This is a genomic window from Rahnella victoriana (assembly GCF_004330295.1).
GTDB classification, from domain to species: Bacteria; Pseudomonadota; Gammaproteobacteria; order Enterobacterales; family Enterobacteriaceae; genus Rahnella; species Rahnella victoriana.
In genome coordinates, this window is record NZ_SJOJ01000009.1 from 26987 (window position 1) to 42879 (window position 15893).

Consider the following 15893-nt stretch of genomic DNA (forward strand, 5'->3'; position numbering starts at 1 on the left):
AAGTATGAAGAACTGGAGAACACTTCTCCTCGGCGTGACGCTTTGTGCCAGCACTGCGTTTGCAGCCCCTCAGGAAGTTGATAAAGTTGCTGCCGTCGTGAACAACGGCGTGGTGCTGCAAAGTGACGTAGACAGTCTGTTTAATTCCGTGAAACAGCAGGCTCAGCAGGCTAAACAACAGCTGCCGGATGATGCGACATTACGTCACCAGATCCTTGACCGTCTGATCATGGATCAAATCCAGTTACAGATGGCCAGCCGTATGGGCATCACCCCGACCGATCAGGATGTGGATAAAGCCATTGCCGGTATCGCACAGCAAAACAACATCTCTGTTGATCAGCTGCGCAGCCGTCTGGCTTACGACGGCATGAACTACAACACTTACCGCGCTCAGATCCGCAAGGAAATGATCATCAGCGAAGTACGTAACAGCGAAGTCCGTCGTCGCGTCACCATTTTGCCGCAGGAAGTGGATCAGTTGTCTAAACAGGTCGCGGCACAAAACGGCGGCAGTGCTGAATTCAACCTCAGCCACATTCTGTTGCCATTGCCGGAAAACCCGACGCAGGATCAGGTTGATGCTGCGGAAGAACTGGCGAAGAAAATCGTGACCGATCTGAACAACGGTGCGGATTTCGGCAAGCTGGCCATCACCTACTCTGCCGATTCCCAGGCGCTGAAAGGCGGCAACATGGGTTGGGGCAAATTGCAGGAACTGCCTTCCCTGTTTGCGCAGGCATTAAGCACCGCGCAGAAAGGTCAGGTTATCGGCCCGATCCGCTCAGGTGTGGGTTTCCACATCCTGAAAGTGAATGATATCCGTGGCGATAACAAAACCGTTTCGGTGACTGAAGTGCATGCCCGTCACATCCTGCTGAAACCCTCTGTCGTCATGACCGATGCGCAGGCGCGTGCCAAACTGGAACAGGTTGCAGCGGATATTAAGAGCGGCAAAGCCACCTTCGCGGATGAAGCGAAACAGCTTTCTCAGGATCCGGGTTCTGCCAATCAGGGCGGCGATTTAGGTTGGGCGTCTCCGGACATGTACGATCCGGCGTTCCGCGATGCGTTGATGAACCTGAAAAAAGGTGAAATGAGCGCACCGGTTCACTCGTCGTTCGGCTGGCATTTGATTCAGCTGATGGATACCCGTCAGGTTGATAAAACCGATGCTGCTCAGAAAGAACGTGCTTACCGCATGCTGTTCAACCGTAAATTTGCAGAAGAAGCGCAGACCTGGATGCAGGAACAACGTGCTGAAGCTTATGTGAAAATTATGGATGGTAATGGAAAATAATACTTCCGTGACAAAATCTGTGGTCATCACCCCCGGCGAGCCAGCCGGGGTTGGGCCGGATCTGGTACTGGCGCTGGCTCAGCAGGCATGGCCTGTTGAGTTAGTGGTATGTGCCGATCCGGCCTTACTGCTTGAACGGGCCGCTAAACTGGGTCTGACGATCCGCCTGCGCGATTATCAGTCAGGCAGACCGGCAGAGCCACAGGCCGCCGGAACATTGACGATATTACCCGTTAAGCTCGCCGCTCCGGTCACCGCCGGACAACTCGATGTCGCCAATGCGCCCTATGTGGTAGAAACGCTGGCGCGAGCCTGCGACGGTGCCATTAACGGCGAGTTCGCGGCGCTGATCACAGGTCCGGTTCAAAAAAGCATTATCAATGATGCTGGCATTCCCTTCATCGGCCATACCGAATTCTTTGCTGACCGCAGCCATTGCGACCGTGTTGTGATGATGCTGGCGACAGAGGAATTACGTGTGGCGCTGGCGACCACGCACCTGCCTTTACTGGCCGTGCCGGGTGCGATTACGCGCCAGTGCCTGCATGAAGTGATCACCATTTTGCATCATGATCTGAAAACGAAATTTGGTATTACCGAGCCGCAAATTTATGTGTGTGGTCTGAATCCACATGCGGGCGAAGGTGGCCACATGGGGCACGAAGAGATCGACATTATCATTCCTGCACTGGACGAACTGCGCCAGCAAGGGATAAATCTCATCGGCCCGCTGCCCGCTGATACGTTATTCCAGCCTAAATATCTGCAACATGCCGATGCTGTTTTATCGATGTATCACGATCAGGGCCTTCCGGTGCTAAAATATCAGGGATTCGGTCGCGCAGTGAATATCACGCTTGGCCTGCCTTTTATCCGGACTTCCGTTGATCACGGTACCGCCCTTGAACTCGCCGCTACCGGCACCGCTGATGCGGGCAGTTTCAAGACAGCAATAAATCTCGCCATCCACATGGCAAATAACAGCAACGATAAATAACAACAATGAATAGTAGAGTCCACCAAGGTCACTTTGCCCGTAAACGTTTTGGGCAAAACTTCTTAACCGATCAGTTTGTTATCGACAGCATCGTATCGGCCATTCACCCTATGCCGGGCGAAGCTGTGGTTGAAATCGGTCCGGGTCTGGCGGCATTAACTGAGCCGGTCGCTTCACGTCTGGACAGCATGACGGTGATCGAACTCGACCGCGATCTGGCTACGCGCCTGGAAAATAATCCTAAGTTTCAGGGCAAGCTGCGCGTCATCCAGTCCGATGCAATGAAAATCAATTTCGGCGAACTGTCTGAAGAACTCGGCCAGCCACTGCGCGTTTTTGGTAACCTGCCGTACAACATTTCTACGCCGCTGATGTTCCACCTGTTCACCTATACCAACGCCATCAAAGACATGCACTTTATGTTGCAGAAGGAAGTGGTTAATCGTCTGGTTGCAGGCCCGAACAGCAAAGCGTATGGTCGTTTAACGGTGATGGCGCAATATTACTGTAACGTGATCCCGGTGCTGGAAGTGCCACCTGAATCCTTTACACCGGCGCCTAAAGTCGAATCCGCCGTGGTGCGTTTAGTGCCGCATGAAGTGATCCCGTATCCGGTACCGGATATTCGCATTCTGAGCCGCCTGACGACTGACGCCTTTAACCAGCGTCGTAAAACCGTGCGCAACAGCCTCGGCCACCTGTTCACTCCGGAACAAATGACCGAACTGGGCTTAGATCTCAGCATGCGTGCTGAAAATATTTCTGTAGAGCAATTCTGTAAACTGGCTAACTGGTTATCCACACGACCTAAGAATCCGGAACCTCAGGAGTAGCGTTATGCTTAATTCGCCCCGTGTTTGTGTTCAGGTGCAAAGTATCTACGTTGAGTCACAGTCGATACCGGAAGAAGAACGTTTTGTCTTCGCTTACACCATCACCATCCGCAATCTGGGGCGTTTTAACGTGCAACTGCTGCGTCGTTACTGGTTGATCACCAACAGTAATGGCCGCCAGACTGAAGTCCAGGGTGAAGGGGTCATCGGCGAACAGCCGCTGATCCTGCCTGGCAATGAATTTCACTATACCAGTGGCGCGATTTTAGAAACGCCGCTGGGCACGATGGAAGGCCACTATGAAATGGTCGCACAAGACGGTGAAGCCTTCCGTGTGCCGGTTCCGGTCTTCCGCCTCGCCATCCCTACGCTGATCAATTAATCCTCATGTCGACATATCTTATTGGTGACGTTCACGGTTGCATCGATGAACTCAAGGCGCTATTGGCGCAGGTGGATTTTAATCCGCAACATGACGTGCTCTGGCTGACCGGCGATCTGGTCGCAAGAGGGCCGTCCTCTCTCGAAGTGCTGCGGTTTGTCAGCGGCCTGGGCGACGCCGTGCGTATGGTGTTGGGTAATCACGATCTGCATTTACTGGCCGTGTACGCCGGCATCAGTTTCAACAAGCCGAAAGATCGCATCACACCGCTGCTTGAAGCCGGGGATGCGGATGAGCTGATCAACTGGCTGCGCCGTCAGCCGGTGTTGCAGGTAGACGAGGAACTGAAGCTGGTCATGGCGCACGCCGGGATCACGCCTCAGTGGGATCTTGAAACGGCACAGATGTGCGCCCGTGAAGTGGAATCTGTGCTGAGCAGCGACACCTATCCGCTGTTTCTGGATGCAATGTACGGCGATATGCCGAACAACTGGCATCCTGAACTGACCGGTCTGGCACGTTTGCGTTTCAGCACCAATGCCTTCACGCGCATGCGTTACTGTTTCCCGAACGGTCAGCTGGATATGATCTGCAAAGATGTGCCGGAAAATGCGCCGAAACCGCTGAAACCCTGGTTTGATATTCCGGGTCCGTTGCAGGAAGCGGGCTACAGTATCGCTTTCGGACACTGGGCCTCGCTGGAAGGAAAAGGGGCGCCGGAAGGCATTTATGCGCTGGATACCGGCTGCTGCTGGGGCGGTGATCTGACGATGTTGCGCTGGGAAGACAAAACCTATTTCACTCAGCCTTCAAACCGCCAGAGCGAAAAAGAACACGCTGAGATCCCGAAAGCGATTTAACCCCCTCGCTGTTCCTCAGAAAGCAAAAAGGCACCGTGACAGGTGCCTTTTTCTGTTTTACGCGATCCTGAAATCAGACGCGACGATCGAGGATTTCGAAGCAATAACCGTGTGAGTTTTGCTCATCGGCATCATGGAATTCGCTGAAGGTGCTTTCCCAGTCATCCGGCTCGTAGTCAGGGAAATGCGTGTCACCTTCCACTTCCGCATCGATGTGGGTGAGATACAGACGGTTGGCTTTTGGCAGTAACTGCTCGTAAACCCGTCCCCCGCCCATCACCATCACTTCTTCGACATCACCGGCAGCCGCCAGTGCAGCGTCAACAGAGGTTACCCAGGTCACGCCGTCATGCTCACCAGGGTTTGAACTGATGACGATATTCAGCCGGCCAGGCAAAGGGCGTCCGATTGACTCAAACGTCTTGCGTCCCATGATGACAGGTTTGTTGAGCGTATTACGCTTAAACCAGGCCAGATCACCAGGTAAATGCCAAGGCATAGCGTTTTCCATGCCAATAACGCGATCGGTCGCCAGTGCGGCGATCAGGCTAATAATCATTGTGAAGCCCTGTGTAGATAAGGAATTTGTGCGTGACCCCAAAAAAGAGCTGCCACTATACGGAAAGCCCCATCAGCCGTCGATAGGAAGACTCACGCTTTACAAAGATATAAGAGAGCAATGACCTGTGCGGGATATTCCCCCTCAAAAGCACCAGCCCATCCGCCAAATCACGGTCATAAACCGGCAGTATTGCGGATAATTCAGAGGATCACTCTGCTTGCGCTCACCGGCTTTTGCATTATCACTCCGCGATGTACAACGGGGCTTACACGCCGGGGCGATAACGGTACAGCCGCGCGAAAGATCAGTATAGCTGCCTGCAAAAAAAGCCCTAAGAGTGATTTAACTTACGGAGGATTGGCGTATCATGCCGCCTTCTTTTGTTCTGAACATTGACGACGGTTATTTTCATGCTTGAAACCACCCTTTTTGTTGCCAGTATCGCCTTCCTCGGCATGCTCTCTCCCGGCCCTGATTTCTTTCTGGTGATCAAAAATGCGGCCCGCTATCCGCGTATCGCGGCACTGATGACCTCGCTCGGTGTGATTTGTGGCGTGATTACGCACATGTCTTACTGCGTGGCGGGTCTGGCGGTGGTGATCACCACCACACCGTGGTTATTCGATTTGCTGAAATATGTCGGCGCGGCCTATCTGATCTGGGTGGGGATTCAGGCGTTGTTCTCACGCAGCAACAGCAAGATGAACCTTGATGGTCTGGAACCTCAGCAGGTGAAACTGCGCACCGCGTTCGTGCAGGGTTATCTGTGCAACCTGCTGAATCCCAAGGCGACGTTGTTTTTCCTGGCGATGTTCACACAGGTCTTGCAGATCAATTCCACCTTCGGTGAGAAGCTGTGGTACGCCTCGATTATCGTCGGATTGTCGGTCATCTGGTGGCCGTCGCTGGCATTGCTGATCCAAAGCCCGCCGGTGCGCCGCGGTCTGGCGAAAGCACAGAAACTGATTGATAAACTGCTGGGCGGGGTATTGATTGGGCTGGGCATTAAAGTCGCCCTGAGCTGATATCCGGAAGAAAAAAACCGGTGCATCAGGCACCGGTTTTCTGTTTTTACGCGTCTTTATCCCTTCGCCTCAATCACTTCTTTTTCCGGCGCTTTTCCGTCGATACTGCCGCGCCAGCCCTGCTGCTGACCGGAAGCCAGACGCTCCTGATCCTGCTCAATGGCGGCAGTCAGCATATCTTTCGCACGCTGCATGCTGGCGATACGGAATTCGGTATCTTCATAATTCTCGATCGTCGCTTCCAGCATTTTCAGGTTATAGCGGCGGAACAGATCGGCTTTCTCGCGGGCTTCATAGGCATCCAGCCCCAGCGCTTCCAGCACATCGCGGCCCACGCGCAGCGAGCCTTCAAACAGTTCACGTTCCGGCGCTTCCACGCCCAGCTGACGCAACTGATACCAGTGATCGACATCGCGGGCACGGGCAATGATTTTCAGGTTCGGGAAATGTTCTTTCGCCAGTGCGGTCAGCTGAAGGTTCGCCTCCACATCGTCGATGGCGTTAATCAGTACTTTGGCCTGCGCGGCACCAGCCGACTCCAGCAAGTCCACCCGGGTGGCATCGCCGTAAAAGACTTTAGTGCCAAACTTACGCAGCGTTTCAATATGGTCCGGGTCGTGATCCAGTACCACGGTGTGCACATTGTTCGCCAGCAACAAACGACCGGCAATCTGACCAAAACGTCCGAAACCGGCGATAATCACCTGCGCGTTTTCATCATCAATGGTGTCATGCGGACGGTCATCTTTCGGTGCATTACGCTCAAGCCGTGCGGATACCACCAGCAGTAATGGCGTGACGGCCATTGACAGCGCCACGGCCAGCGTCAGGGCTTTCGACCATTCCACCGGCAATACGCCCGCCATTTGCGCCGTGCTGAAAATCACAAATGCAAACTCACTGCCCTGCCCGATCAGAATGGCAAACAGGCCGCGCTGCTTTTTCGGCACACCCAGCCACGGCGCAACCAGCCACAGCAAAGCGGCTTTCAGCGCCATAAATCCGACCAGCAACGTGGCGATCAGCAACGGCTGATGGACCAGCGTGCCGAAGTCGATCGACATACCGACACCGATAAAGAACAAGCCGAGCAGCAGGCCTTTGAACGGCTGGATATCGCTTTCCAGCGCGTGACGGTATTCAGAGCTTGCCAGCAATACGCCCGCCAGAAACGCGCCCATCGCCATCGACATGCCTGCCATTTCCAGCAAAATACCGAAACCGAAAACCAGAAACAGCGCGACGGCACTGAACACTTCGCGCATACCGGAGCGGGCGACAAAGTGCAGCAAGGGCCGCGTGACATAGCGTCCGAGCAGGATGACCAGCACCAGTGCACCGGCCACTTTCGCGGCGGACAAACCAAAACTCATCAGCGTTGTCGCGTCACCGGTGCTCGCCAGTAAAGGGATCATCGCCACCAGCGGGATCGCGGCGATATCCTGGAACAGCAACACGGCGAACGAACTGCGGCCAATCGGTGAAGGCGTCAGGCTGCGCTCACTCATCGCCTGCATGGCAATCGCCGTGGAGGACAGCGCCAGCGTCAGGCCAATCAGCAGCGCAATTTTCCAGTCCAGTCCGAGGAAATAACAGAACACGCTGAGCACCACGCCGCAGCCAACCATCTGAATGCTGCCGCCGCCAAAGACCGAGGCTCGCATCGTCCACAGCCGTTTAGGATCCAGCTCCAGCCCGATGACAAACAGCATCAGCACCACACCGATTTCGGCAAAGGTCAGAATCGACTCCGCGTCGGAGACCAGTTTCAGCCCCCACGGCCCGATAATGCAGCCCGCAATCAGGTAACCGAGCACCGACCCCAGTCCCAGGCGCACAGCAATCGGCACAAACAGCGCCGCCGAGCCGAGATAAATCAGCCCTTCAATCATCAGGTTATGATTATCCAAGACTCACCTCCGGCGGACAGCCTTCTTTCAGGCTGAGACAGGCGGTCAGACGGCGGCGGTATTCTTCGCCCGCCGCTTTCAGCGCTGCCTCATCGCAAATAAACGTATTGTGCACAGCGAAATATGGCAGCCAGTGCATACCGCAATAAATGGCTGTCGCCTGTAACGGCTGCGCCAGCACGTCAAAATCAGGGTGATCGCCCAGCTCAAAATGATGCTCGTTACCGCCCGTGGTCACCGCCCACAGACAATGTTTGCCGTTGAGCGCGTTGCCTTCATGGCCGTACGCCCAGCCGTGTTCGAGCACTTTGTCGATCCACAGTTTCATCAGCGGCGGCAGGCTGTACCACTGGATTGGATGCTGAAAAACCACCAAATCCGCGCGTTCAACCGCTTTCTGTTCAGCGGCGATGTCGATATTGAAATCGGGATAGAGGTCGTAGAGCGAACGCACTTCGACGTTGGGCAGATCACTGACTGCCGACAACAGCCCCTGATTGGCTCTTGAATGACGCGGATAAGGATGGGCGTAAATTATTAAAATCATCAGTGAACTCATATCGACAGAATATGGATTCATCATAAAGTATTTTTAACATTAATAACTGCCGTAAATACGATGAAAAACAGGGCCATCTGGCCCTGTTGATTTATCGCGCAGGATTTACGGACAACTGATTGCTCCGAGATCCAGCCAGTTGTCACCGGCAACCGGCGTAACGCCTTGTGTCCAGACTTTCGCTTTCCAGTTATGGCCGCCAGAGGTGGCCATTTCGCCCTGCAGGTAGGTCGCCGCATTGTCGTAAGGAAGCGTGACATTGCTGACCAGTTGCCACTGATCGCTGCTGCGTAAAGGTGGATTGTTTTGCGTCCAGTATTTTGCTTTCCATATCAGCTGGTTATAGCTCACCGCATCGCCCGTATTATAGATTTTGCTGCTGACCCAGGCAGGCACGCTTGCAGCAGCCGGGTCCGTTGTCACGCCACATCCGCCGGAACTTTCCGGGATAACCGTCAGCTGTAAGCTGGCCGTGGCGGATGATTTTCCGTCGCTGACCACCACACTGACCGGATATACCGTGCTGCTGGTGACCGCGGGTGCCGTGATGTTGATGGAACTGGCAGTGAGCGAGTTGGCGCTCAGACCGGCGGGCAGCGTCCACTGATAGGTTAACGGATCACTGTTGGCATCCGTCGCCTGCGCCACCAGCGCGAAGGTGTTCCCCGCCGTCACGGTCATGGTCGCTGGCAACGTCACTACCGGCGGCTGATTCGCCTGCACTGCGGAGTTTGTCACCTGAACCTGCGCGGTGGCACTCAGCCCCTGCGGGTCGGTGACTTTAAGCTGGAATACCCAGACCTGATCCTGCGTGGTGCTGAGCACACTAAACTGCGCTTTGGCTTTATCGGCATTGGTCAGCGTCACGGCCGGGCCGGAAACTTTGCTCCACAGATAGGTCAGCGCGCCATTTTCCGGATCACGGGAAGCCGCGCCATCAAGCGTCACGCTAACCGGGCCGGTCACATTCTGATTTGTCCCGGCGTTCGCCAGTGGTGCAAGATTCGTCGAACCACCGCCGCTGCCGTCCCCTAAACCTTCGTGCATGGCATTTAAAATATCGCCGTTATCCGCATCGATTTCCCATGCGAACAGGCCACCGAGCTGATTCGCAAGCACATATTTCCCTTTGGCAATCACGGAACGGGTGTCGTCATAAGTGATCAGATCGCCGGTGGATGGCTTCCATAAATACGGCGCTTCAGCGGCCGCATCATAGTTGTACTGCCAGTCACTGCTGGCTTTAAGTTTCGCCACCTGACGGTAATCGAGAATGCCATTCTCCCAGGTTCCGGCGGTCGGACCGGTGGCCGTGCCGGTGAACGGGTCATTATTTTGCATATTCTTAACGCCCGTCCAGCCGCGCCCGTACATGGCCGCGCCCACCACAATTTTGCCCGGTGTCACGCCCTGAGTTAACAAAGCCTGAACGCCGTGATCGGTGGTGTAATCGGTATCGAGTTTCGACGCGGAGCCATACAGGGCGGTCTGGTGTCCCAGCGTTGTCAGGGAGAAAGCACCATAGAAGTCGTAGCTCATCAGGAATATATGATCCATATACTGCTGCGCGGCGCTGTAATCGACGTTATCAATTTTGTCCCGACCGGCGCTGATCGCCGAACTCAGTTCGTAGGTTTTCCCGGTTTGGGCAGATAACTCATTGAGCATCGTCCGCAGATCTTTCATCAGCTGCACATAAGTCTCGCCATCCGCCGTGCTGCCCAGTGCCGGGTTCTCACCGCCACCGCCCGGGAATTCCCAGTCAATATCCACCCCGTCGAAGAACTTCCAGGTTTGCAGGAATTCTTTCACCGAGGCCACAAAGACATCCCGTTTGGCCTTATCCTTCATGAAATAGAACGGATCAGATAACGTCCAGCCACCGATCGAAGGAACAATTTTCAGGTTGGGATAGGCCTTTTTCAGCGCCATCATCTGACCGAAATTGCCTTTATAAGGCGCAGAATATTCACTGACACCCTGCTGAGGCATTTGTACCGCAGCCCAGGGATCGTGGATCGCCACTTTAAAGTCCTGGCGTCCGGCACAGGCACGTTGCAAAGCCTGAAAACTGCCCTCGATGCTTTTTAAACTGTCGTTAATGCCGTCACCGCCGCAAATTGGCGTGAAGCCGTACAGGATGTGCGTCAGATTCTGTGCAGGAATTTTATCTACCGGGAATCCGCGCCCGTAAACACCCCATTCAACAAAATAGGCACCCACGACTTTTCCGGATTTGTTGTTATACGGCTGGTTGTTTTCTTTCAGCGTGCTGGTCAAAGGCAATAAATGGCTGCCGTCGGTATCCGCCACCACAATTTGCTTGGCATCGCTGGTGGTACAGCCTTCGCTGTTACATAAGGCGACCTGTAACTGATAACGCCCGCCTTTATTGACAGCAAACGTGGCGCTGCCTGTCGCGCCGGAGGGGCCGCTCCAGACCTGCGCACCATTGAGTAAAACTTTGGCCGTCTGGCCCGCGTCGCCGGTCCATAAATTCCAGGTGACCGTCACATCCGCCGCATTTTTTACCGTCACCAGCTGGTTATAGGCTGAGGCAGACTGATTGATATCAACGATTGCAAAGGTGGTTTCATCCGCGCCAAGGGTCGGCTTTCCGGGCAGTGCCGCCTGTGATACCGGCGCAAGAACCGCGCCGATAAGTAACGCCAGAAGGGTAACAGGTGTTTTGTACATGTGAGATTCCTCATTTTTGACTGAAAGCACAGCAAGAAGGGTTAATTCTCTGTGTGAACTAACCAAGGCAATGAGTATAAATTCACGCACAAATACATAACAATAATTAAACATACAATACACATGACACTCATCACATTAACCAAAAATAATGATCTAAAATAATGAGTTAGGTTAAAATCACTTTCATCCGAAAGGAATTATGCGCACTATGTATAATTAGTTTGATAAACATATTTAATATATATAATTAACATCTCACTTTTGTGCAGGCATAAAAAAACGTCCGCTCCCTGAGGGAACGGACGTTTCAGCGACCGCAGCAATTTAGTACATAATCACTTGCCGATTTTCGCGTGCATCTCCTGCACTGAGATCACCTGTTCAGTCGGGTCAGATGACAGCGCCATCGCCGTAGCGAAACCACCGTTCAGCGTGGTGTCGTAATGCACTTTGTATTGCAGTGCGCTGCGACGGATAAGCTTGGAGTCTTCAATCGCCTGACGTCCCGCCGTGGTGTTCACGATATACACATATTCACCGTTCTTGATACGGTCCTGAATATGCGGACGGCCTTCATGCACCTTGTTGACCAGACGCGGGTTTATCCCGGCTTCGCCCAGTACCACTGCGGTGCCGTGCGTCGCATCCAGCTCGAAACCGCGTTTCAGCAGTTTCGCGGCTAAATCCACCACGCGGCCTTTGTCGCCTTCACGAACCGACAACAGTGCGCGACCGGCTTTCTTCATACCGGAGTTGCTTCCCAGTTGCGCTTTGGCAAAGGCTTCGGCGAAAGTACGGCCCACGCCCATGACTTCACCGGTAGAGCGCATTTCCGGCCCCAGAATCGGGTCAACGCCAGGGAATTTGTTGAACGGCAGCACCACTTCTTTTACGGAGTAGTAAGGCGGGATCACTTCTTCGGTGATGCCCTGCTGCGCCAGTGTCTGCCCCGCCATCACGCGCGCCGCCACTTTCGCCAGCGCCACGCCGGTCGCCTTGGAGACGAACGGTACGGTACGCGCAGCACGCGGGTTGACTTCAATCAGGTAGACTTCGTTGTTCTTCACAGCGAACTGGACGTTCATCAGACCGCGAACGCTCAGCTCAAAGGCCAGTTTCTCGACCTGCTGACGCATCACATCCTGAATTTCCTGGCTCAGCGTGTAGCAAGGCAGTGAACATGCGGAGTCACCGGAGTGCACGCCAGCCTGCTCGATGTGTTCCATGATGCCGCCAATCAGCACGCGCTCGCCGTCGCAGATGGCATCAACGTCAACTTCTACGGCGTCGTCAAGGAAGCGGTCCAGCAGCACCGGCGCATCGTTAGACACGCTGACGGCATTCTGGAAGTAACGACGCAGGTCGATTTCGTCGTAAACGATTTCCATCGCACGGCCGCCCAGCACATAAGAAGGACGCACCACCAGCGGATAACCGATACCCGCCGCTTTTTCGACAGCCTGTTCGATCGTCGCGACCGTGGCGTTTGCCGGTTGTTTCAGACCCAGACGGTTAACCGCCTGCTGGAAACGTTCACGGTCTTCGGCGCGGTCAATCGCATCCGGGCTGGTGCCGATAATCGGCACGCCAGCGGCTTCCAGTTCACGCGCCAGTTTCAGCGGAGTCTGGCCGCCGTACTGAACAATCACGCCTTTCGGCTGTTCGATACGCACGATTTCCAGCACGTCTTCCAGCGTTACGGATTCAAAGTACAGACGGTCGGAAGTGTCGTAGTCGGTAGACACCGTTTCCGGGTTACAGTTAACCATGATGGTTTCGTAACCGTCTTCGCGCAGCGCCAGTGAGGCGTGTACGCAGCAATAATCGAACTCGATACCCTGACCGATACGGTTTGGACCGCCGCCCAGCACCATGATTTTCGGCTTGTCGTTGGTCGGATTGGATTCGCACTCTTCTTCATACGTTGAATACATGTAGGCGGTATCGGTTGAGAATTCCGCCGCACAGGTATCCACACGTTTGTAGACCGGATGCAGGTTGTATTTGTGGCGCAGTTTGCGCACTTCGCTTTCTGAAACGCCGACCAGTTTCGCCAGACGCAGATCCGCGAAGCCTTTACGCTTGAGCATGCGCAGGTAATCGTGGGTCAGGATGTTGAAGCCGCCTTCGGCCACTTCATTTTCCAGTTTCACCAGTTCTTCAATCTGCACCAGGAACCAGCGGTCAACGTTGGTCAGGTTGAAGATTCCGTCAACCGACATACCGGCACGGAAGGCATCAGCGATGTACCAGATACGCTCGGCACCGGCTTCTTTCAGCTCGCGACGGATTTTGGTCAGTGCTTCCGGGTCATCCAGACTCACTTTCGGGTCGAAACCGCTCGCGCCCACTTCCAGACCGCGCAGGGCTTTTTGCAGAGATTCCTGCTGGGTGCGGCCAATCGCCATCACTTCGCCGACAGATTTCATCTGCGTGGTCAGACGGTCGTTGGCACCGGCAAATTTCTCGAAGTTGAAGCGAGGAATTTTGGTCACTACGTAGTCGATAGACGGTTCGAACGAGGCCGGGGTTTTGCCGCCGGTGATGTCGTTCATCAGTTCATCGAGGGTGTAACCGACGGCCAGTTTCGCCGCCACTTTGGCAATCGGGAAACCGGTCGCTTTAGACGCCAGCGCGGAAGAACGTGATACGCGCGGGTTCATTTCGATAACGATCAGACGGCCGTTTTTCGGGTTCACCGAGAACTGGACGTTAGAGCCGCCGGTTTCTACGCCGATTTCACGCAGTACCGCCATCGAGGCGTTACGCATGATTTGATATTCTTTGTCGGTCAGGGTCTGCGCCGGGGCGACAGTGATGGAGTCACCGGTGTGAATGCCCATCGCATCGAAGTTTTCGATAGAGCAGACGATGATGCAGTTGTCGTTTTTATCACGCACCACTTCCATCTCGTACTCTTTCCAGCCAATCAGCGACTCATCAATCAGCAGCTCTTTGGTCGGGGAAAGATCCAGACCGCGTTCGCAAATCTCTTCAAACTCTTCACGGTTGTACGCGATACCGCCACCGGTGCCGCCCATGGTGAAGGAAGGACGAATGATGCACGGGAAGCCGACGTCAGCGGCAACCGCCAGCGCTTCTTCCATGGTGTGTGCGATACCGGAACGCGCGGTGTCCAGACCAATCTTTTTCATCGCCACGTCGAAACGGCGACGGTCTTCGGCTTTATCAATGGCGTCTGCGGTCGCGCCAATCATGGTCACGCCGAATTCTTCCAGCACACCCTGACGTTCCAGTTCCAGCGCACAGTTCAGTGCGGTCTGACCGCCCATGGTTGGCAGCACGGCGTCCGGACGTTCTTTCTCGATAATCTTGCGCACCACTTCCCAGTGAATCGGCTCGATATAGGTCGCGTCCGCCATTTCAGGGTCAGTCATGATGGTGGCCGGGTTGGAGTTCACCAGAATGACGCGGTAACCCTCTTCACGCAGCGCTTTACACGCCTGTGCACCGGAGTAGTCAAATTCACAAGCCTGGCCGATAACAATCGGGCCGGCGCCCAGAATCAGGATGCTTTTTATGTCTGTACGTTTTGGCATTTTTTATTCGCTCCTGTTATCTGGCGTTGTTTGTGCGAAAAGCTTCAATCAGTTCGATAAAGTGGTCAAACAGCGGTGCCGCATCGTGCGGGCCCGGGCTGGCTTCAGGGTGGCCCTGGAAGCTGAACGCCGCTTTATCGGTACGGTGGATACCCTGCACCGTATGGTCAAACAGAGATTTGTGCGTCACGCGCAGGCTGGCTGGCAGGTCAGATTCATCCACCGCAAAGCCGTGGTTCTGTGCGGTGATCATCACGATATCTTTATCGAGATCTTTCACCGGGTGGTTACCGCCGTGGTGGCCGAGTTTCATTTTCACCGTCTTCGCGCCGCTGGCCAGTGCCAGTAACTGATGGCCGAGGCAGATGCCAAAGACCGGAATGTCGGTTTCCAGGAAAGTTTTGATGGCCGCGATAGCGTAGTCGCAAGGCTCCGGGTCGCCCGGTCCGTTGGACAGGAAGATGCCGTCCGGATTCATTTTCAGCACGTCTTCTGCCGGGGTCTGCGCCGGAACCACCGTCAGGCGGCAACCGCGATCCACCAGCATGCGCAGGATGTTGCGTTTCGCGCCGTAGTCATAAGCCACTACGTGGAATGGCAGGTCTTCAGCTTTCTTCACTTCAGGCAATTCGCCTTCCAGCGTCCAGCTTCCTTGTTGCCAGCTGTAAGATTCCGTCGTGGTCACTTCTTTCGCCAGATCCATGCCTTTCAGGCCCGGGAACGCTTTGGCTTTTTGCAGCGCCAGTTCAGCATCCGGTGAATCGCCCGCGATGATGCAACCGTTCTGTGCGCCTTTTTCGCGTAACAGACGGGTCAGCTTGCGGGTATCAATATCGGCGATGGCAACGATGTTATTGCGCTTGAGGTAATCAGAAAGGTTTTCTTCACTGCGGTAGTTGCTGGCAATCAGAGGTAAATCGCGAATGACCAGGCCCTGAGCGTGTACTGCGGAGGATTCTTCATCAGCGGCATTGGTGCCGACATTACCGATATGGGGATACGTGAGAGTGACAATCTGGCGGGAATAGGAAGGATCAGTGAGGATTTCTTGATAACCGGTCATCGACGTATTGAAGACCACTTCCCCCACTGCCGACCCTTCTGCCCCGATGGCCCGACCGTGGAATTGGGTTCCGTCTTCCAGAACCAATAGCGCTGACTTTATCAAAGCATCCTCCAAGAATAATAAATCACAATATCTGCAT

The 15893-nt window shown here is 54.5% G+C and carries 12 protein-coding genes; 6 read left to right on the forward strand and 6 right to left on the reverse strand.

Annotated features, from left to right (window positions below):
* Positions 1-4: 4 nt before the first annotated feature.
* From surA to apaH, 5 genes are read left to right on the forward strand one after another with little or no spacing between them, the layout of a single operon-like run.
* Complete coding sequence (surA, locus tag EYY67_RS09290) at positions 5-1300, forward strand: peptidylprolyl isomerase SurA (protein WP_095924621.1); 1296 nt, start codon at positions 5-7, stop codon at positions 1298-1300.
* On the forward strand, positions 1290-2297 hold the full coding sequence (gene pdxA, locus EYY67_RS09295; protein ID WP_131693376.1) for a 4-hydroxythreonine-4-phosphate dehydrogenase PdxA: 1008 nt from the start codon (positions 1290-1292) through the stop codon (positions 2295-2297). Before surA ends, pdxA begins: the two co-directional genes overlap by 11 nt.
* A gap of 5 nt (positions 2298-2302) precedes the next feature.
* A complete protein-coding gene (gene rsmA, locus EYY67_RS09300; RefSeq protein WP_095924619.1) occupies positions 2303-3130 on the forward strand; it encodes a 16S rRNA (adenine(1518)-N(6)/adenine(1519)-N(6))-dimethyltransferase RsmA in 828 nt (275 codons plus the stop codon).
* Positions 3131-3134: 4 nt separating this feature from the next.
* On the forward strand, positions 3135-3512 hold the full coding sequence (gene apaG, locus EYY67_RS09305; protein WP_112286979.1) for a Co2+/Mg2+ efflux protein ApaG: 378 nt from the start codon (positions 3135-3137) through the stop codon (positions 3510-3512).
* Positions 3513-3517: 5 nt separating this feature from the next.
* A complete protein-coding gene (gene apaH, locus EYY67_RS09310) occupies positions 3518-4372 on the forward strand; it encodes a bis(5'-nucleosyl)-tetraphosphatase (symmetrical) ApaH (protein WP_131693377.1) in 855 nt (284 codons plus the stop codon).
* A gap of 73 nt (positions 4373-4445) precedes the next feature.
* On the opposite strand, the gene folA is transcribed toward apaH, so the two are convergent.
* On the reverse strand, positions 4446-4931 hold the full coding sequence (gene folA, locus EYY67_RS09315; RefSeq protein ID WP_095924616.1) for a type 3 dihydrofolate reductase: 486 nt from the start codon (positions 4929-4931) through the stop codon (positions 4446-4448).
* Between the two features lie 413 nt (positions 4932-5344).
* Between folA and EYY67_RS09320 the strand changes: the two genes are divergently transcribed.
* Entirely contained in the window at positions 5345-5959 is a 615-nt protein-coding gene (locus EYY67_RS09320; RefSeq protein ID WP_095924615.1) for a LysE family translocator, read from the forward strand.
* Between the two features lie 56 nt (positions 5960-6015).
* Here EYY67_RS09320 and kefC read toward each other — a convergent pair whose 3' ends face one another.
* From kefC to carA, 5 genes are all read right to left on the reverse strand, one after another.
* Positions 6016-7869: a glutathione-regulated potassium-efflux system protein KefC gene (gene kefC / locus EYY67_RS09325; protein ID WP_131693378.1), complete on the reverse strand. Its 1854-nt coding sequence runs from the start codon at positions 7867-7869 to the stop codon at positions 6016-6018.
* Entirely contained in the window at positions 7862-8416 is a 555-nt protein-coding gene (gene kefF / locus EYY67_RS09330) for a glutathione-regulated potassium-efflux system oxidoreductase KefF (protein WP_095925275.1), read from the reverse strand. The genes kefC and kefF overlap by 8 nt, the downstream gene beginning before the upstream one ends.
* Before the next feature lie 117 nt (positions 8417-8533).
* Positions 8534-11125 carry a glycosyl hydrolase family 18 protein gene (locus EYY67_RS09335; protein WP_131693379.1) on the reverse strand — a complete coding sequence of 864 codons (2592 nt, stop codon included), beginning with the start codon at positions 11123-11125 and terminating at the stop codon, positions 8534-8536.
* 338 nt (positions 11126-11463) lie between these two features.
* On the reverse strand, positions 11464-14688 hold the full coding sequence (gene carB / locus EYY67_RS09340) for a carbamoyl-phosphate synthase large subunit (RefSeq protein ID WP_095924612.1): 3225 nt from the start codon (positions 14686-14688) through the stop codon (positions 11464-11466).
* A 16-nt stretch (positions 14689-14704) separates the two neighbouring features.
* The gene (gene carA, locus EYY67_RS09345; RefSeq protein ID WP_119822508.1) at positions 14705-15856 is read right to left on the reverse strand and encodes a glutamine-hydrolyzing carbamoyl-phosphate synthase small subunit; all 1152 of its coding nucleotides are present in this window, start codon (positions 15854-15856) and stop codon (positions 14705-14707) included.
* Positions 15857-15893: the final 37 nt, after the last annotated feature.